Genomic DNA, 17,853 nt, shown 5'->3' on the forward strand with positions numbered 1-17,853 from the left:
GTATCCAAACATCTGCAACATGAAAGAAATTGCAATGATCACCGGTGCTACAAGCGGTATTGGAAAGGCAACGGCTGAAGTATTAGCAAATACTCATCGACTTATTATCTGTGGAAGGCGTCTAGAAAGACTTGAAGAACTCAGGTCCAACCTCCACTCGCAGACAGATGTAGTTACCCTCAATTTTGATGTAAGCATTCAGGCTGATGTACATTCGGCAATTCAGAGCCTTCCAACAGAATGGGTAAACATTGACGTATTAGTCAACAATGCCGGAAATGCTCATGGCCTGGCCCCTATTCATGCAGGAGACCTGAAAGATTGGGAAGCGATGATTGATATCAATCTTAAGGGGTTACTCTACGTAACCCACGAAGTTCTTCCCAATATGATAGAGCGAAAAACTGGCCATATCATCAATGTGGGCTCCATCGCCGGAATCGAGGCTTACAAAAATGGCAATGTCTATAATGCTTCCAAATATGCAGTTGATGGATTAACCAAATCGATGAGGCATGATCTCACTGAACATAATATCAAGGTCTCTGAAATCAAGCCAGGAGCGGTCAATACCGAATTCTCTGAAGTACGATTTAAAGGAGATAAAGCTCGCGCAGATAAAGTTTACGAAGGATTTCTGCCCCTATCAGGGCAAGATGTCGCGGAGGCTATAGCCTTTATAGTAAACAGCCCTTATCATGTTAATATTGCAGATCTGCTTATCTTACCCCGGGCACAATCAGGTGCTACCACGGTACACAAAAACAAATAAAAGCCTCCATCAAAGTCTCACCCCCAATGAAGCAAATACTGCTAATCGGCGCCGGAAGATCGGCCTCCTCGCTCATAAAATACCTGAAAGCTCATTCTGAGCAAGATGGTTACAGGCTGATTATTGGAGATAAGGAAAGTAACAACCTACAGGGTAAATATCCGAATTGCCAGATCATTCCTTTTGACATTGCCGAAACCACTAAGGCATCTGAATTAATTCAGGAATCATCACTCGTCATCAGTATGCTCCCGGCAGGGCTTCATTTTGAAGTGGCTAAAATTTGTGCCGATTTGGGTACCTCGTTATTGACAGCTTCCTATGTAACAGATGAGATCAGAAATCTTAATACTCAATTCAAAAAGCACGGAAAGCTGTGTTTAATGGAAATGGGCCTTGACCCTGGCATTGATCACATGTCTGCGATGAAAGTTTTGGATAAAATTAAATCTGAAGGTCATCGACTGACCTCATTCGAGACTTTTACTGGAGGCCTTCTCGCAGAGAATAACCGGGTAGACAATCCATGGGGTTATAAATTTACCTGGAACCCCAGAAACGTTGTACTGGCAGGGACCGGAAGTGTCAAATTCATTCAGGAGGGCCGCTATAAATACATCCCCTACCATCGACTATTTAAGCGTACCGAAGTCATTCATATTCCGGGCTACGGATACTTTGAGGGGTATGCCAATCGTGATTCATTAAAGTACCTTGACCTTTACAACCTTAGGGGCATTAGAACCCTATATCGCGGAACCCTTCGAAGGCCCGGTTTTTGTAAGGCCTGGGACATATTTGTTCAGCTTGGCGCTACGGACGACAGCTACCAAATGGAGCATGTGGATGAAATGACCCATCGGCAGTTCTTAAATTCATTTTTGTCTTACAATCCTAGTGATTCGGTTGAATTGAAGCTCGCTCACTACATGAACCTGAGTCGAGATTCAGAGGAAATGTATAAGATCAAGCACCTGGGACTCTTTGAGGAAGAGCTTGTGGGGTTAAAAGAGGGGACACCCGCACAAATCTTGGAGCATATCCTTAAAAAATCCTGGACCCTTAGCCCGGAAGATCGCGATATGATTGTCATGTGGCACAAATTCAAATATCAAAATCAAGCCAACGAGACAAAAGAAATTCAATCAAGCATGATTATCCTCGGAGATGAAGAAGATACCGCAATGGCCAAATCGGTGGGTCTGCCACTAGGTATTGTCGGTCGCTTAATTCTAAAAGAGGGGCTGAGTATGACCGGAGTTCATATTCCCACTTCGGAGGAGATTTACACGCCATTACTCGAACAACTCAATAAAATGGGCTTCGAATTCACAGAAACTGAAGTACAATAACCGGAGAGTCCAGGCTAATCCAGGGCGAGGTAAAAATCACTCAACAGGTTAATAAACTGCGGAGTATATTCTCCTTCGTTTTTGATGACAAATTCGAGTGATGAAAAAGAACTTCCCTTTTTGGAATAGGACCTCACAATGCGAAAAGCAGGTCCTTGTGAATGGTTTCGGATGATCCATTCTTTCTGACAATACAGTCCCTTTAAAAGCGCCAATTGCTGGAATTGATCGGCCTCCTGCTCGGGGTAGAGTACCCAAAATGCACCATCATCAGAAAGCAGCCTTATAACCACATCAATCAGGTCCCTTTGAGTCAGGCCCAGCTCATGTTTCGCGAGCTGTTCATTTTTTTGAGCTCCTTTTAAGGAATTCTTAAAAAATGGTGGATTGGAGATAATAAGATCATAATCACCTTCGGCCTTGAAATTCTGTACGGAATGATGAATTACCTGGAGCCTATTGGTCCATGGGCTTTGAGAAAAATTATGTTGACATTGATCATAAGCATCCTGTTCAATCTCCACCGCCTCAATCTCCACATTAGTACGTTTCTGAGCAATCATCAGGGATAGCAGCCCCGTACCCGCACCTATATCCAGAACGCGAACGCAGGAATCCTGAACCTCAACCAACCCACCAAAAATGCAACCCTCAGTGGTCACCTTCATGGCGGCCTTCCCCTGCTCAACACGAAATTGCTTAAACTGAAAATATGAATTAGGCATTATCCCTGCTCCTGTTCGAAAACTTCGTCCACCTTGAGGTTCACCCCTTCTCCAGCTTCAACGGCCAGCCGGTCACAACGCTCATTTTCCGGATGCCCGGCATGACCTTTGATCCAATTGAATTTAACCTTATGCTTTTCGGCCACTTTTAAGTATCGCTTCCACAAATCAGAATTTTTCTTCCCTTTAAAATTCTTGGTTACCCAACCAGCCAACCAGCCTTTTTCCACGGCATCCACCACGTATTTGGAATCCGAATAGACCAGCACCTCCCAACCCGGCTTTTTGATCGCTTCGAGGCCTTTGATCACCGCTAATAGTTCCATTCTGTTATTGGTGGTCAGCCGAAAACCTTCTGACATTTCCTTTCTCTTTCCCTGATAGTCCAATATTACTCCATATCCTCCCGGGCCCGGATTCCCCTTGGCCGATCCATCAGTGAAAATTTTAATCATAATGTAAGTAGATGTGTTTTAAAGATTTTGATTGCTATAGACAGCAATATGATTCCGAAAACTTTCCGCAAGATACTAAAACCGGCTGCTCCAATTTTACTCTCCAGCCACCCCGAGGTTTTAAGCACCAGATAAACAAAGACCAGATTAACAAAGACCCCAACGAGAATGTTAGAAGTAGAATAAAGCGCCTTAAGCGAGATCAACGTAGTCATGGTACCTGCACCCGCTATTAAAGGAAATGCAATGGGAACAATACTGTGCGACCCTGCCGGCTCGCTCCCATCACTTCTAAAAAACTGTATGCCTAAAATCATTTCCATTCCGAGAAAGAACATGATAAGCGCACCGGCTATAGCAAAAGAGCCTATATCGATCCCGAATAGCTTCAATATGCTCTCTCCCAGGAAAAGGAAAACGACCATGATTACCCCCGAAACCAAAGTGGCCTTTTCGGATTGAACATGCCCCATTTTCTTCCGAAGATCAATAATAATGGGAACACTTCCCAGGATGTCGATAACCGAAAACAGTATCAAGGTAACGGATAGTATTTGCTTAAATTCAAACATAGCAGCGCAAAGCTAATGACCGTTTACAAGCATTTTCCAAGAATTCAATCAGAGGATAAAATCGGTGATAACTACGCAAATTTTTTCCTTAAAAACGTCATGAGCTTATCTATCTCCCGTCCTTTGATCGCCGGAAAATTAGCTATCCGGAAAGTATGAGGCTTTAGATCACCATATCCCGCACCCAGAATTATTTCATGATCCTTTGCTTCAGCTCTTAGTGCCGCAGGGTCATCACACTTCAAAGTCAAGACCGTCTGAGAACGGACTTTTTCATTTGAAATTAAAAATTCGATTCCTTCCAGATCATTCACCAATGCGTGATACGATGTTATTCTTTGTTGTAGCTTTTTATTGATGGCGTCTATCCCTTTAGAAATTCTTTGAGTTCGGTTAAGTAAATAGATGCCCAAAACATTAGGGGTATATTGTGTCTGGTTGTGTCTGGTGTTTTCCAGAATGTTTACCAAACTATTATAATGACCCTTTTCACTTAGAACGTAAGCTTTCTCCATGGCCGCTGGTGACAAAATCATCAGTCCCAGACCGGCAGGAAGACCCAAACATTTTTGTACCGAGGCATACCAGTAGTCGGCCAAATCAAAATCTATACGTTCACCTCCCAATGAGGATGTGACATCGACGGTGATAATATGTTCAGGATAATCGCTTCTCAACTGGGCCATCCTGGCTGCTGAGACTTTCGTTCCCGTAGACGTTTCATTGTGGGTTAGGGCAATCACATCAAACTCTTCCCCTACCTCCTCCTGCGGCAACTCGTCATTAATGTCAAATTTGACCCCTTTGGCCTTGGTGATCTTATCGGCATAGCCAAACCACTTTTGACCGAAAGCTCCATTATAAAAGTGGAAACTGCCTTTTTCAGTAAGTGATTGAGCAATAATTTCCCAATTCTCTGTTGCAGATGAAGTGAATGCAATCTCGTACGCTGCCGGAATTCTCAATTTCTCACGAAGGATCATCTTGGTCTCTGAAACCAACTCCATACATTCCGGGCTTCTGTGATTCATAGACATCACTCCCTGCATATAGGCTTCATAGATATACTCCGGCACGTTTGAGTAAACTCTGGACGGGCCAGGGTAAAAATTAGCTGTATTCATCAAATGAAGTAATTAAGCGCTAATTCGTATCCTTTCAATCCCAATCCTGAGATAATACCTACGCTTTTCGCACCTGTATAAGTTAAGTGGCGGAAAGACTCGCGAGCATGTATATTGGAAATATGAACCTCTACAACCGGCGTTTTTATAGCGGAAATAGCATCAGCAAGTGCAATAGAACTGTGGGTATAACCTGCCAAATTCACAATTATTCCATCATAGGAAAATCCCACCTCATGGATCTTGTTGATCAATTCGCCCTCAACATTCGATTGAAAATATTCCAGATCGATATTGGCGTAATCTGCTTTGAGTGTATTGAAATAATCTTCAAAGGTTTGAGTGCCATAAATATCCACTTCGCGCGTACCAAGCAAGTTTAAATTCGGCCCGTTAATAATTATTATCTTCATCGAATATCTAAATTAGCCTGAAGTGAATTGGGATATTTACATCAAGCAGTTTAAAAATTACCTCAAGTTGGAAAGGTCATTGGCACAAAATACCATTGATGCCTATCTGAGGGATATCACGAAATTAAGGCAGTTTTTTGAAATCAAAGGAATTGAACGCTCACCTTTACAAGTAAGCCAGCAGGACCTCATTGATTTTATTGAATATATCAACGAATTTGGACTGTCTCAATACTCCCAATCGAGGATCATTTCCGGACTGAAAGCCTTTTATAGATTCCTGATTTACGAACAATTCATTGACCTGGACCCTTCGGAGTTGCTGGAAGCCCCCAAACTGGGAAGAAAGCTTCCCGATACCCTGAACATCCATGAAATTGAGGCACTATTTCAAGCCATAGACCATAGCACAGAATTAGGCACCAGGAATCGAGCCATACTTGAGACACTGTATAGCTCCGGACTTCGTGTATCAGAGTTGATCGACCTGAAAATCAGCAATATCTACGAAGACATTGGCTTCATTCGGGTAATTGGTAAAGGAAGTAAGGAAAGGCTTGTCCCCATTGGGCGTACTGCTTTAAAATATATCAAAATTTACCGGGATCAGGTTCGGGTGCATTTAGAGATCAAGAAGGGTCATGAAGACATTCTTTTTCTTAACCGGAGAGGTGCCAAACTTACCAGAGTAATGATCTTCACCATTATCAAAAACCTGGCTGAATCCATCAACCTAAATAAATCCATTAGCCCGCATACTTTCAGACACTCCTTTGCCACTCACCTGATAGAGGGTGGGGCTGATTTGCGGGCAGTTCAGGAAATGCTTGGTCATGAGTCAATAACCACAACGGAAATCTATACTCATTTAGACAGAGAGTACCTTAAGCAGGTGATCATGGACTTCCACCCGAGGAGCTAAGCAATAAAAAAGGGAGAATTACTCTCCCTGTGCTATTTTCTTTTCTTTCGTTTTCTCTTCAGTACTGTAGTCTGTCAACACCCGAGTCTCAAAGTAGAAGTAGGCATGATCCGCATCCAGATCCTCAAAATCGTAATAAAGTTTTTGAGTGGTTTTTCTGGCTACATCGATAAACCCAAGACCTGCTGTCCCTTTTTCTGAAAAGTCTTTATTCTCAAGGCAATGCTTATAGTATTCTCTCAACTCTTCGGCATCCATGCCGTTGATTTTATCCAAAATAGACTTCAGACCTTCAACTTTAGACTTTTCAATGATATTATTCGATCCGATTTTGTAGTACTCAGGACGCTTGATCACAATAACCATATCCGAGTTCATAAAATCAGGATGTTTCACACCATGGTAACCCACATTTTGAAAGATCTCGATAAACACATTCGTCAGCTTTCGACGAACTTTTCTATCCTTTTCTAAATTGGTTACACTATGCTCAAGTGATTCAATGATCATATTGATCAGGTCGGGCGTAATGATCCCTTTATGAATCAATAGTAGATTACTATCTCTTAAATTTAGCCTCATTTTTATTCGAAGTTCAGTTGGGATAAAGGCAAGTAAAACTGGTTCAACCAGTAATTTAAGACATAATTCCAAAAAATAAAGCCAACATTTTAAAAAATACTACCATACAAATCTTCAAAACAGGCATCAAAAAGTGTTGTGAATTAACGGTCATATGTAAAGTCTAAACCCGTAAGACTTCTATTTTTGCACGACGATTTTAAACACGAGGAATGTACTCACTGATAAAAAGCCTTCTCTTTCTGATGTCTCCCGAAAGAGCTCATCACTTCACTACCAAGTCACTTCGCCTATTACTCTTCTTCCCTCCTTTCAGGTGGATTTTCGAAGGTATTTTCAAATTTTCAGACCCTCGCCTCGAAAGAGAGCTTTTTGGATTGACTTTTAAAAACCCCGTTGGTCTTGCGGCGGGATTCGATAAAAATGCAGAATTCATTCACGAGTTCGCTTCTATGGGATTTGGTTTTATTGAAGTAGGCACTGTGACTCCATTGGCGCAGCCGGGAAACCCACAGCCAAGATTATTTAGACTACCTCAAGATAATGGGTTGATCAATCGGATGGGTTTTAATAACAATGGCATGGACGAAGCATTCAAAAATCTTCAAAAGCGGCCAAAAGACGTTATTGTAGGAGGGAACATTGGTAAAAACAAGGTCACTCCGAATGAAGAAGCAGAAAGCGACTACCTCAAATGTTTTGAAATACTCTACCCTGTGGTGGATTATTTTGTAGTCAATGTGAGCTCTCCAAACACGCCAGACCTAAGAAAGCTACAAGAAAAGGAACCGCTCCAAAACCTACTTCAGAGTCTGCAACAGGCCAATGCGAAAAAAAACCAACCCAAACCTATTTTATTGAAAATCGCCCCTGATCTTACCGATGGTCAACTTGATGATATCATGGACATCGCCAGTTCGATAAATCTGGATGGTATTATCGCGACAAATACCACTATAGACCGTGAAGGGTTGGTAACCAGTAATGAAACTCTGGAAAATATTGGCAACGGAGGATTAAGTGGTGCACCGGTTTTCAAAAGATCTACAGAAATAATCCGTTACATTAGGTCAAAAAACAATAATATCCCCATCATTGCTGTTGGAGGTATATTAAAAGGCACTGATGCAGTAGAAAAGCTCAAAGCCGGTGCTAACCTGGTGCAGGTTTATTCCGGTTTGGTCTATAAAGGACCGGGACTGATTAAGGACATCAACAAAGCAATACTATCAGACTTTTGATGAGGCTCAAAACTCCATTACTTTTGTTCATTATACCTGATAATGGCGCAAAACACTTATAAGACACAGAAAGAAAAATCTCGCAGTTCAAGATCATTTAAGTTCAAGGCGAACTTCATAAATGATCGAAAGTTCCACCTCGCCGTGGGACTCTTCTTGCTGCTCAGCTCCATTTTTATGGCGGTGTCCTTTATTTCTTATTTGGTAACCGGCAAGGCTGATCAAAGTGTAGTAGAAGCATTTACACAAACTGACATCAAGGCTTCGGGGACAGAAGTAGAAAACTGGTTTGGATTGATAGGTGCCATTACTTCACATTATTTTATTTTCTTATGGTTCGGAGTGGCAGCATTATTAATTCCTCCCCTGGTCTTTTTGATGGGACATCGTATTGTCTGGAGAAAAAAGATCCTTTCAATTTCAAAAACATTTGGCTTTACGACCTTTTATCTGGTATGGATAAGCATGTTTTTGGGCTATTTCATGCTCAGCTCAGATGAGATATCCGAATGGGGGTTCCTTAGTGGAGGTGTTGGATATGAAATGGCAATTCTGGTAGAGAGTCTCATGGGATGGGGAGCGGTCCTCTTCCTGATCTTTATGTTCCTGGTTTTCAATATGTATTTCTTCAATATCACCAGGCTTGCGCTAATAGATAATGTCATCAGTGACTTCAAATCGAAATTTTCAACGGTTACGGATTCACCAACAGCCAACAATACTACCGATACACTCGAGAGTGAATCATCCGATGATGAAGAATTCACGCTGGAAGATCTAAGCGACGAAGAGAAAGACAAATCACTTGATTTCCTTTTAAATCAGGTAAAACAAGAGGTAGAACTCGAGGAGAACGGACATTCGAAAGACGATACCACCGTGGAATCCTGGGAAATTGAGGAAAAACCAAAAAAGAAACCAAATCCAGCAGAGGAACCTGCATTTTCTATTGAAATACCGGAAGAAAAAACGCCAGTCGAAGATAAAGAGGACGACATGGAAGTGCAGGTGGCAGAAGATCATGAGGTCCGAATGGATCGAATGGAAAACTATGACCCTACCCTTGATCTTCCAAAATACAATTACCCAAAACCGGATCTACTAACTGAGTACCCTGCTAAAGACATTCAGGTTTCTAAGGATGAACTGGAGCAGAATAAGGATCGCATTATAGAAACGCTAATCAACTTTAAGATTGGTATTTCCAGTATCAAAGCGACAATCGGCCCGACTGTGACACTTTATGAAATTGTGCCAGAAGCCGGGGTAAAAATCTCCAAAATCAAAAACCTGGAGGATGATATTGCATTGAGTCTCGCAGCATTGGGTATACGGATCATTGCTCCGATACCGGGAAGAGGTACCATAGGTATTGAGGTACCAAATAAAAACCGGGAAATGGTGGATGTAAAATCTGTGATCACCACAGAGAAATTCAGTAAATCAGATAAGGAGCTGCCTATTGTATTGGGCAAAACCATTTCCAATGAAGTCTACGTAACAGATCTGGCAAAAATGCCCCACCTGTTGATGGCGGGAGCCACAGGTCAGGGTAAATCTGTTGGATTGAACCTCATCATTACTTCATTAATTTATAAGAAGCACCCATCTCAGCTAAAATTTGTGATGGTTGATCCAAAGAAAGTTGAGCTGACACTATTCAATAAACTTGAAAGGCATTTCCTGGCCAAGCTTCCTGATAGTGAAGAAGCCATCATTACGGATACGACCAAAGTAGTACACACCCTCAACTCTTTGTGTATCGAAATGGATCGTCGCTACGATTTACTAAAGGATGCCGGATGCAGAAACCTAAAGGAGTACAACCAAAAGTTCACAGCCCGAAGACTTAATCCTGAAAAAGGTCACAGGTATTTACCTTATATAGTACTGGTAATTGATGAGCTGGCCGATCTGATGATGACTGCAGGTAAAGAGATTGAAACCCCGATTGCACGTTTGGCACAATTGGCCAGGGCTATTGGTATCCATCTTATCGTAGCAACACAGCGTCCTTCTGTAAATGTAATTACGGGTATTATCAAAGCTAACTTCCCGGCCAGACTCTCCTTTAGAGTTACTTCTAAGATAGATTCAAGGACCATCCTGGATGCTGGTGGAGCAGATCAGTTGGTTGGACAGGGGGATATGTTGCTGTCTATGGGTTCAGACATTATTCGTCTCCAGTGTGCCTTTGTGGACACTCCTGAAGTAGATAGAGTCTGTGAGTTTATTGGAGATCAAAGAGGATATGATTCAGCATACCAACTTCCGGAGTTTGTCGGAGATGATGATAGCAGCGCCGTTGGAGCCGTTGACCTCTCAGAGAGAGATGTTCTCTTTGATGATGCGGCTCGTCTCATTGTGACTCACCAACAGGGAAGTACCTCACTTATTCAAAGAAAATTAAAATTAGGATATAACAGAGCAGGCCGACTAATTGACCAATTGGAGGCCGCAGGCATCGTCGGACCCTTTGAAGGAAGTAAGGCCAGAGAAGTTTTAGTTCAGGATGAATACGCTTTGGAACAATTATTGTCACAGTTAGACAAGTAAAAATTAAATAGACCAGAAAATGCGAAAACTATTAGTCTTACTCATCGGAGGAATCATCAGTCTACAAGCCAATGCCCAGTACGACGCTGATGCTCTTGCAGTACTCGATGCGATGAGTGCCAAGTACAAAAAAATCAATGCTTATCAAGCTGATTTTTCACAAAAAATGATCAATAAAGAAATTGATATAGAAGAGACTTTCAACGGAACCATCGCCGTAAAAGGTGAGAAATATGTATTGAAAGTGGCTGGTCAGCAAATCTATAATGATGGCACTGACATATGGAGTTATAATCCGGAGATCCAGGAAGTTACAGTCAGTCCATACGAGCCAGAGGAGCAGGAAATCAGCATGGGTAACATCTATGACCTTTATAAGGATGGGTTTAAATACAATTTAGTCTCAAAAAACACCCAGGGAGATCGATTTATTGAACTCAACCCATTGGACCGAAACAAAAGCTACCACAAAATAAAAATGACCATTAATAGTAAAGATGAGTTAATGGACTTTGGGGTTTATGAGAAATCCGGAAATATTTATACCTACACTATCCGAAACTTTAAAGCAAGACCGGATCTTTCTGATGCCTATTTCACGTTCAACCCGTCCAAATATCCGAGCGTAGAAGTGATTGACTTCAGGTAAAAGCGATTACATTATTCTGAATCGATGAAACAAAAGGGGTCTTAAGACCTGGATCTACCCGATTCATCGGTTCAGCATTGCTTCAATTACTAAGCTTTGACCATATGAATCGGATGTCATTGTTCACATAGCTCTGATCAGCCAAAATGGTCATTGAACAGGTACTTATCGGCCAAACGAGTAGAAAAGGCTAATAACAGACTATTTCGCTCATTTTGCACCCTGCTACTAAACTTTATGCGCTTTCATATTTGGTGTAATTCTCCAAAGTATCTTCGAGGTAAGCTTCCGGAATAATTGATTTAACATCACAGTTTTTATCTAATATTAAGCGACTTAAATCATCACTAAAAACAACTTCCAATAGCTTATCAGAATAGATGTCCGGAAAAGCCCGACTACAGGTTTCCTTAAACCGCTTCATTGCCAAAACATGATACCCCCCGTGCTCCGCCCCTCTTCGGTTCCAGTTCAATGCTCGATTGGGGTTCATTTTAAAGTTCAATTCACTTAATGGATGCCATGATAGATTTTTAAAACACCGGCCAAGTGTAAAGAGTAAATAAAAAAATTTATTCCAATTAATAACGATCTTTGATGTGACATAACCCCCAGTTGTTTTCTTCAGAGATGGGTAGAAGTTGAGCACCCAGGGATTGACCGCCAAAAACTTTTGATAAAAGCCCTTCCCATAAATAGGAACCATATTGTAGATGTCTGTAGCTGTATAAATATTGGGGTTGTACACCTTCAAATCAGATTCATCCCAGATATGATTAAAGCAATAGGCACCCCATTTATGCTTATTGAAAAAAGTATAAAATGCCATGAAAATACCGACCAGCCATATGCAGTTGCGACGTGTGACCACAAAGACATCAACATCCAAGTGCTCTCCTTTAAGTTCAACAGGATTACCTGCTGCTAAAGACCCTGAAATCGCCAAAAACTTAATAAAAGGCAATTTCCCTAGCCGCTTCAACCGCTTTTTCTTTTGCCTGATCAATTTTTGAGCTCGTTGAAAATCTCCTGCCTTTAAATCGATTTTATCATCTAAATGAATCAGCCCGACAAATCCTTTTCTGACAATCACCTTTTCCTCTATCTCCAAAACCTTAATGATATCCATAACCCTGACTTGGTCCTCCGACAGGCGCTCGCTTAATTCTTTGATGCTAATAACATCATTAAAAACAGCAGCATAACTGATCAGACAGGCCACCCTGGTTTTCAAATCAAGAGCCGTAAATGACTTGGGGTTATCCATAATCGCATCTTGGGTCCACTAAAAGTTAGTGGATTAATAAATAACAGAAAAGTCAACTGATTTTTAGGCCAGTCAAACATTGCCATACATCACCTCCCCTTTTATCAAATCTCAGTAAATTGCGCCCCAAATCACTTAACCATGACCCGTCAGGAGCTTTTCAAGAATATCGTAGCCAAAGAATCATTTTTATGCGTTGGTCTGGATACCGACATTAGTCGGATCCCGGCACATTTGCTAAACGAGGATGATCCCATTTTTGAGTTTAACAAGCAGATTATCGATGCGACGTATCAGTCAACCATCGCATATAAGCCTAACCTGGCATTTTACGAGGCTCTTGGCCCCAAAGGATGGGAATCCCTGGCGAAAACAGTTGAGTACATTCCCAAGGATATATTCACGATCGCTGATGCCAAGCGTGCGGATATTGGAAACACTTCCAGCATGTATGCAAAGGCATTTTTTGAGGAGTTCTCTTTTGACTCCGTGACAGTCAACCCATATATGGGTGAGGATTCTGTAACGCCATTCCTACAATATGACGGGAAATGGGTCATCTTGCTGGCAGCTACTTCAAATCATGGTTCTTTTGATTTTCAGGATTTGATGATAGAAAACCATGGGGAAAAACTTTACGAGCGGGTTATCCGGAAGAGTATCGAATGGGGAGATGCTGACAACCTGATGTATGTTGTAGGTGCTACCCGTCCAGAGTCACTTGTTTCTGTCCGTACGATAGTACCGGATAGCTTTCTGTTAATCCCGGGAGTCGGTGCCCAGGGAGGAAGTCTTGAATCCGTATGCAAATATGGAATGAATAAGCAATGTGGGCTCATAGTCAATTCATCAAGAGGTATCATCTATGCCGGAAATGACAAGAATTTTGCTCAGGATGCTGGTAAGGCGGCCAAGGAACTTCAGCAAAATATGTCACAGCAATTACAACAATTCAAATAACGGTTTATTATCTTAACGGCAAATCGCCGCTAAGATGGATGAACTATTTATTCAATACCTCTGGAAGTATCAGAAGTTTGAGCCACTACCTCTAACCCTTACAGATGGTTCCGAAATTAGAGTGATCAAAACCGGATTCCAGAATCATAATGCCGGTCCCGATTTCCTTGAGGCCAAAATCATTATAGACGAACTGGAATGGTCCGGATCGGTAGAAGTACACCATAAATCCAGTGACTGGTACCATCATAAACATGAGATCAACCCCGACTATAATAACGTCATTCTTCATGTGGTATATACTCATGATAAAGTGGTTTTTGACGAGGCAGGCAGAGAGATTCCTACCTTTGAAATATCGAAATTCTCAGATGGCCTATTGGAGTATAATTACCGCTGCTATATCAATCAACCCAAAACGCTACGGTGTGAAAGGTCGATTTCAGGTCTTGACCATATTCACATTACATCCATGTTTGACAAAGCTTTAACTGCACGTTTAGAGCAAAAATCAAGTATGATAATGAACATCGCCGAAGCGACCCAATTTGATTGGGAAGAAACAACTTACAGAGCTCTTGCAAGAAATTTCGGTTTTTCAACGAACAAGCTAGCCTTTGAGCAAGTGACTTCAGTTCTACCCTTTAGCATCCTGAGAAAGAATCTGCATTCCGAATCAAAAACTATGGCGCTGATATTTGGAACTGCTGGCATGCTTGCCAATCCAAATGATGACTATTCCTTTTCACTCTTTAAAGAATTTCAGTTTCTCAAGACCAAATACCAACTCAAACGTATGCTCTCCCGGCACGAATGGAAATTTTCAAGACTTCGTCCGGCCAACTTCCCGACCATTCGGTTGGCTCAATTTGGGCAGGTGCTTATGCAACTGAAACATCCATTTGATCTTTTCATGTCAACAACAACTACTAAAGACCTTTATCGAACTTTGAATATTGAGTTGAATGACTATTGGACTGGTCATTATGATTTTGGAAAACCCCTCACTAAAGGAGCCAACCGGTTGGGACAGCAATCAATTGATAATATTATCATTAATACCGTCGTCCCCCTGCTGGTCGCCTATTCAAAGTACTCAGACGACCAGCTACTCATTGCCAAAGCCATCAATATGCTCAGTGCTATTAAAGCAGAAAACAATAAAATCACCAGGGCCTGGCAGGAGATCAGTATTCCGTGCAACAATGCCTACGATTCTCAGGCATTGATTTATCAATACAACGAATTGTGTGAACGTAAAAAATGCCTCCAATGTAATATCGGAGTGGCTATCTTGCAGCATTAGGTAATGCTTCTCTTTGCACACATAAGTTTTATCGCCTTTGTAGTATGGTTCTTTGGCACTAAAGCCAACTCTGAATTAAAACCCTGGTACTACGCAGGATTGATATGGCGCATGGCCCTGGCCCTCATCTTCGGGTGGACGTTTTTTATTCACTTCGAAGAGGGAGATACGGTGCATTTTTTCACAAAAGCCAACGAACTGGCTGACCTGGCTAACGTAACACCAGATCAGTACATCGATTATTTACTCTCTTCCCATTTTCCGCATTACAAAGCCGAAGCACGAAACGACTTTTTCATCAAAATAGTGAGTATCCTCTCGCTATTAACTAACAACAATTATTGGATTATCAGTCTTTACTTCAGCCTCTTATCTTTTGCGTCGGTCTGGTATTTATATAAAAACATGGTCGGCTTATTCCCCAGTCATAAATATGCCGCAGCATTAGGCTTCTTAATTTTTCCCGGCCCCATCTTTTGGACATCTGGTATTCTGAAAGATTCAATTATTTTTTCTGCTTTTTTATTCATCACAGCTATTTGCCTCAAATTATTACTCCGAAAAAAAACCTCCCCATGGGAAGCCATTGGGGTTTTGATCTCCTTTTATCTCATCTGGGAGCTTAGATATTTCATTTTTGCTCTTACTGCCATCGGATTTATCATTACCCTGATAGAGGTCCATTTTGCTTCAGCTTTGACTTCCATCAGGTCAAAATTGACCTTTTGGTCATTCGTACTTCCAATCATGGTCATTGCCGCGAGTTATCTAAGTGCAAATCTCAACTTGCTAAGATTCCCCTATGCCATCACCGAAAATTACCACTTGATGGTCAGCCTCTCACAGGATGGTAAGTACTTTAGCTTTGATATTGAGCCAACCTGGGTCAGCATCTTCACCAACCTCCCTCAGTCTATATCTATTGGCCTTTTCAGGCCCATTTTCAAGTCTGACACCTTAATATATTTGCCTTATGGGTTGGAGAACCTGTGCGTTGCTTTATTAACAATTGCATCATTCTGTTACTATATCAAGCGACCGATGAAAATTCATTTTCCAGCTATACTCGTTTTAGGTTATATCCTGACTTGTGCCACTATTTTCCCCCTTTCCTCCCCCAATATTGGCACACTCATGAGGTATAAAGCTATCTACCTCCCGTTGATGATATATATCATATCTATCCCATTATCCTCCTCTCTTTTACAAGACCGGCTAAAAAGCTAACTTTGCAAACTTATTTTTTAACTATGGATAAACCGGTAATCATATTCGGAGCGAAGGGAATTGGAACTGCAGCCTTGGAAATTTTCAAGAGCAATAACATTGTGGTGTATGGCTTTCTGGAAGATGATAAAGAGTGGCATGGGAAAGAAATCGACGATGTGACGGTTTTAGGGAAAACGGATGATCATGGTTTCCTAAAACTTATTGGTCAAAAGTGTGAGGCCTTTGTGGCAACGGATGAAAACCCCATTAGAAAAAAATGGGTTAAAATGTTGATTGACTCCAGAAAGGTCATGCCAGTGAATGCTGTCCATCAGTCAGCTATCATTTCAGGTTTTGCCTCGATTGGACATGGAAACTTCATTAACGCAGGAGCGGTGGTCGGAGCAAATTCTAAGATAGGTCAGCAATGCCTTATCCACTCAAGGGCCACGATTGAGCATGATGTCGAAATAGGTGACTTCGTTCAGGTTGGGGCTGGTGCAGTGATTGGAGCCAATGTAACCATTGAGGAGGGAGCGTTTATCGGAGCCGGTGCTACGGTTGTAAACGGAGTTAAAATAGGAAAAAATGCACGTGTGGGTGCAGGATCTGTTGTGGTAGCTGACATCGCGGATAAGGTGACTGTTTTCGGTAATCCGGCAACAGCGATTGAGAAATAATTACTTTTGAAATAGATCATTCAAACATTCCGCAGGAAACGGAACTTAGTTATGAACGAATATTCAGTACTACTTTACTATTGTTACTCCAGGATCGAGGATCCGGAGGAGTTTAGAGAGCAACATCACTTGAGATGTCTTGAACTGGGATTAAAAGGTCGCATTATTATCGCAGAAGAAGGTTTGAACGGAACAGTGTCAGGATTGGCAGCAGACTGTGAAACCTATATGCAGGAGGTAAAAGATGATCCCAGGTTTTCGGACATAGAATTTAAAGTTGATACTGCTCCCGAACATACTTTTGAAAAACTTCATGTTCGTGTAAAACCTGAAATTGTACACGCGAGCCTCCCAAACATCGATCCTCGTAAGAAGACCGGAGGATATGTTGAGCCGGAAGAGTTCAGAGAAATCCTGAGAGCGCAACCTGAAGACACGGTCATTCTGGATGTGCGATCTAATTACGAGCATAACATTGGCAAATTCAAAAATGCTATCACCCTAGACATTGAAAATTTCAGGGACTTCCCTGAGAAGGTAAAGGAACTAGAACACCTCAAAAACAAAAAGGTGATCACTTACTGCACCGGAGGAATCAAATGCGAAAAAGCAAGTGCCTATTTGCTAGATCAGGGGTTTGAAGATGTGCACCAACTACATGGTGGAATTATCAAATATGGCATTGAAGCTGAAGGTGAAGACTTTGAAGGAAAATGCTATGTCTTCGATAACCGAATCGTAAAAGACCTTAACCAGGTAAATCCCAAGGTTATTTCTAAATGCTTTGTGACTGGAAAGCCTTCCGATCGAATGGTTAACTGTGCAAACCCACATTGTAATAAGCACATTCCAATGAGCGAGGAGGGTGCTGAAATTTATAACGGCTGCTGTAGCGAAGAATGCTCAAAGAATCCGGAGGTAAGACCTTACGATGGTTCCGGGTATTACCAAAAGGAGATGAATGGCTACAATCCTTATAAAGGTCTTAAACGGAAAACAACAACTGCATAATGCATCAAAAAGGGAGGTTTTAATTAAATCTCCCTTTTTTAATATGCTTTTCGGCTC

Annotated in this window: 18 protein-coding genes; 11 read left to right on the top strand and 7 right to left on the bottom strand. The window is 41.6% G+C overall.

Translation table 11 applies throughout. The annotated features are described in order from the left end of the window. Positions 1 to 19 precede the first annotated feature (19 nt). Both NXR94_RS06140 and NXR94_RS06145 read left to right on the top strand, forming a co-directional pair. On the top strand, positions 20 to 772 hold the full coding sequence (locus NXR94_RS06140; RefSeq protein WP_258103713.1) for an SDR family NAD(P)-dependent oxidoreductase: 753 nt from the start codon (positions 20 to 22) through the stop codon (positions 770 to 772). Positions 773 to 798: 26 nt separating this feature from the next. After that, positions 799 to 2,124: a saccharopine dehydrogenase family protein gene (locus tag NXR94_RS06145; RefSeq protein WP_258103714.1), complete on the top strand. Its 1,326-nt coding sequence runs from the start codon at positions 799 to 801 to the stop codon at positions 2,122 to 2,124. 14 nt (positions 2,125 to 2,138) lie between these two features. On the opposite strand, the gene NXR94_RS06150 is transcribed toward NXR94_RS06145, so the two are convergent. The 5 genes from NXR94_RS06150 to aroQ all read right to left on the bottom strand — a co-directional run bounded on the left by NXR94_RS06150 (position 2,139) and on the right by aroQ (position 5,413). Continuing rightward, positions 2,139 to 2,849 carry a tRNA1(Val) (adenine(37)-N6)-methyltransferase gene (locus NXR94_RS06150; protein WP_258103715.1) on the bottom strand — a complete coding sequence of 237 codons (711 nt, stop codon included), beginning with the start codon at positions 2,847 to 2,849 and terminating at the stop codon, positions 2,139 to 2,141. Further along, positions 2,849 to 3,304 carry a ribonuclease HI gene (gene rnhA, locus NXR94_RS06155; RefSeq protein WP_258103716.1) on the bottom strand — a complete coding sequence of 152 codons (456 nt, stop codon included), beginning with the start codon at positions 3,302 to 3,304 and terminating at the stop codon, positions 2,849 to 2,851. The genes NXR94_RS06150 and rnhA overlap by 1 nt, the downstream gene beginning before the upstream one ends. After that, a complete protein-coding gene (locus tag NXR94_RS06160) occupies positions 3,301 to 3,876 on the bottom strand; it encodes a MarC family protein (protein ID WP_258103717.1) in 576 nt (191 codons plus the stop codon). Before NXR94_RS06160 ends, rnhA begins: the two co-directional genes overlap by 4 nt. 71 nt (positions 3,877 to 3,947) lie before the next feature. Then, positions 3,948 to 5,000: an aminotransferase class V-fold PLP-dependent enzyme gene (locus NXR94_RS06165; RefSeq protein WP_258103718.1), complete on the bottom strand. Its 1,053-nt coding sequence runs from the start codon at positions 4,998 to 5,000 to the stop codon at positions 3,948 to 3,950. Further along, the gene (aroQ, locus tag NXR94_RS06170; protein ID WP_258103719.1) at positions 5,000 to 5,413 is read right to left on the bottom strand and encodes a type II 3-dehydroquinate dehydratase; all 414 of its coding nucleotides are present in this window, start codon (positions 5,411 to 5,413) and stop codon (positions 5,000 to 5,002) included. Before aroQ ends, NXR94_RS06165 begins: the two co-directional genes overlap by 1 nt. 22 nt (positions 5,414 to 5,435) lie before the next feature. Here aroQ and xerD point away from each other — a divergent pair, with 22 nt between their 5' ends. Next, positions 5,436 to 6,335 carry a site-specific tyrosine recombinase XerD gene (xerD, locus tag NXR94_RS06175; protein WP_258103720.1) on the top strand — a complete coding sequence of 300 codons (900 nt, stop codon included), beginning with the start codon at positions 5,436 to 5,438 and terminating at the stop codon, positions 6,333 to 6,335. An 18-nt stretch (positions 6,336 to 6,353) separates the two neighbouring features. Here the strand turns inward: xerD and NXR94_RS06180 are convergent, their stop codons facing one another. After that, the gene (locus NXR94_RS06180) at positions 6,354 to 6,917 is read right to left on the bottom strand and encodes a SiaB family protein kinase (protein ID WP_258103721.1); all 564 of its coding nucleotides are present in this window, start codon (positions 6,915 to 6,917) and stop codon (positions 6,354 to 6,356) included. 212 nt (positions 6,918 to 7,129) lie between these two features. Here NXR94_RS06180 and NXR94_RS06185 point away from each other — a divergent pair, with 212 nt between their 5' ends. The 3 genes from NXR94_RS06185 to NXR94_RS06195 are packed head-to-tail and all read left to right on the top strand — an operon-like array spanning position 7,130 to position 11,363. Further along, entirely contained in the window at positions 7,130 to 8,158 is a 1,029-nt protein-coding gene (locus tag NXR94_RS06185) for a quinone-dependent dihydroorotate dehydrogenase (RefSeq protein ID WP_258103723.1), read from the top strand. Positions 8,159 to 8,200: 42 nt separating this feature from the next. Then, positions 8,201 to 10,714, top strand: coding sequence for a DNA translocase FtsK (locus tag NXR94_RS06190; RefSeq protein ID WP_258103724.1), 2,514 nt, complete (start codon positions 8,201 to 8,203; stop codon positions 10,712 to 10,714). A gap of 19 nt (positions 10,715 to 10,733) precedes the next feature. After that, the gene (locus tag NXR94_RS06195) at positions 10,734 to 11,363 is read left to right on the top strand and encodes an outer membrane lipoprotein carrier protein LolA (protein ID WP_258103725.1); all 630 of its coding nucleotides are present in this window, start codon (positions 10,734 to 10,736) and stop codon (positions 11,361 to 11,363) included. Positions 11,364 to 11,598: 235 nt separating this feature from the next. Here NXR94_RS06195 and NXR94_RS06200 read toward each other — a convergent pair whose 3' ends face one another. Continuing rightward, positions 11,599 to 12,630: a hypothetical protein gene (locus NXR94_RS06200; protein ID WP_258103726.1), complete on the bottom strand. Its 1,032-nt coding sequence runs from the start codon at positions 12,628 to 12,630 to the stop codon at positions 11,599 to 11,601. Positions 12,631 to 12,771: 141 nt separating this feature from the next. Between NXR94_RS06200 and pyrF the strand changes: the two genes are divergently transcribed. From pyrF to NXR94_RS06225, 5 genes are read left to right on the top strand one after another with little or no spacing between them, the layout of a single operon-like run. Further along, the gene (gene pyrF / locus NXR94_RS06205; RefSeq protein WP_258103727.1) at positions 12,772 to 13,590 is read left to right on the top strand and encodes an orotidine-5'-phosphate decarboxylase; all 819 of its coding nucleotides are present in this window, start codon (positions 12,772 to 12,774) and stop codon (positions 13,588 to 13,590) included. Between the two features lie 34 nt (positions 13,591 to 13,624). Continuing rightward, positions 13,625 to 14,896, top strand: coding sequence for a DUF2851 family protein (locus tag NXR94_RS06210; RefSeq protein ID WP_258103728.1), 1,272 nt, complete (start codon positions 13,625 to 13,627; stop codon positions 14,894 to 14,896). Between the two features lie 3 nt (positions 14,897 to 14,899). Beyond that, positions 14,900 to 16,123 (top strand): hypothetical protein, encoded by a 1,224-nt coding sequence (locus NXR94_RS06215; RefSeq protein ID WP_258103729.1) that lies wholly within the window; start codon positions 14,900 to 14,902, stop codon positions 16,121 to 16,123. Positions 16,124 to 16,146: 23 nt separating this feature from the next. Then, positions 16,147 to 16,785 (top strand): acetyltransferase, encoded by a 639-nt coding sequence (locus tag NXR94_RS06220; protein WP_258103730.1) that lies wholly within the window; start codon positions 16,147 to 16,149, stop codon positions 16,783 to 16,785. 51 nt (positions 16,786 to 16,836) lie between these two features. Continuing rightward, positions 16,837 to 17,796 carry a rhodanese-related sulfurtransferase gene (locus NXR94_RS06225; protein ID WP_258103731.1) on the top strand — a complete coding sequence of 320 codons (960 nt, stop codon included), beginning with the start codon at positions 16,837 to 16,839 and terminating at the stop codon, positions 17,794 to 17,796. The last annotated feature ends 57 nt before the right edge of the window (positions 17,797 to 17,853 follow it).

Source organism: Marinoscillum sp. MHG1-6 (assembly GCF_024714475.1).
Lineage (GTDB): Bacteria > Bacteroidota > Bacteroidia > Cytophagales > Cyclobacteriaceae > JAMZMI01.

Excerpts from the sequence above, each read along its gene's own strand:
- NXR94_RS06225 (WP_258103731.1), top strand. The coding sequence starts at position 16,837 with ATGAACGAATATTCAGTACTACTTTACTATTGTTACTCCAGGATCGAG.
- NXR94_RS06160 (WP_258103717.1), bottom strand. The coding sequence starts at position 3,876 with ATGTTTGAATTTAAGCAAATACTATCCGTTACCTTGATACTGTTTTCG.
- rnhA (WP_258103716.1), bottom strand. The coding sequence starts at position 3,304 with ATGATTAAAATTTTCACTGATGGATCGGCCAAGGGGAATCCGGGCCCG.
- NXR94_RS06185 (WP_258103723.1), top strand. The coding sequence starts at position 7,130 with ATGTACTCACTGATAAAAAGCCTTCTCTTTCTGATGTCTCCCGAAAGA.
- NXR94_RS06165 (WP_258103718.1), bottom strand. The coding sequence starts at position 5,000 with ATGAATACAGCTAATTTTTACCCTGGCCCGTCCAGAGTTTACTCAAAC.
- NXR94_RS06180 (WP_258103721.1), bottom strand. The coding sequence starts at position 6,917 with ATGAGGCTAAATTTAAGAGATAGTAATCTACTATTGATTCATAAAGGG.
- NXR94_RS06200 (WP_258103726.1), bottom strand. The coding sequence starts at position 12,630 with ATGGATAACCCCAAGTCATTTACGGCTCTTGATTTGAAAACCAGGGTG.
- NXR94_RS06190 (WP_258103724.1), top strand. The coding sequence starts at position 8,201 with ATGGCGCAAAACACTTATAAGACACAGAAAGAAAAATCTCGCAGTTCA.
- NXR94_RS06145 (WP_258103714.1), top strand. The coding sequence starts at position 799 with ATGAAGCAAATACTGCTAATCGGCGCCGGAAGATCGGCCTCCTCGCTC.
- NXR94_RS06140 (WP_258103713.1), top strand. The coding sequence starts at position 20 with ATGAAAGAAATTGCAATGATCACCGGTGCTACAAGCGGTATTGGAAAG.
- NXR94_RS06195 (WP_258103725.1), top strand. The coding sequence starts at position 10,734 with ATGCGAAAACTATTAGTCTTACTCATCGGAGGAATCATCAGTCTACAA.
- NXR94_RS06215 (WP_258103729.1), top strand. The coding sequence starts at position 14,900 with ATGCTTCTCTTTGCACACATAAGTTTTATCGCCTTTGTAGTATGGTTC.
- NXR94_RS06220 (WP_258103730.1), top strand. The coding sequence starts at position 16,147 with ATGGATAAACCGGTAATCATATTCGGAGCGAAGGGAATTGGAACTGCA.
- aroQ (WP_258103719.1), bottom strand. The coding sequence starts at position 5,413 with ATGAAGATAATAATTATTAACGGGCCGAATTTAAACTTGCTTGGTACG.
- pyrF (WP_258103727.1), top strand. The coding sequence starts at position 12,772 with ATGACCCGTCAGGAGCTTTTCAAGAATATCGTAGCCAAAGAATCATTT.
- NXR94_RS06150 (WP_258103715.1), bottom strand. The coding sequence starts at position 2,849 with ATGCCTAATTCATATTTTCAGTTTAAGCAATTTCGTGTTGAGCAGGGG.
- NXR94_RS06210 (WP_258103728.1), top strand. The coding sequence starts at position 13,625 with ATGGATGAACTATTTATTCAATACCTCTGGAAGTATCAGAAGTTTGAG.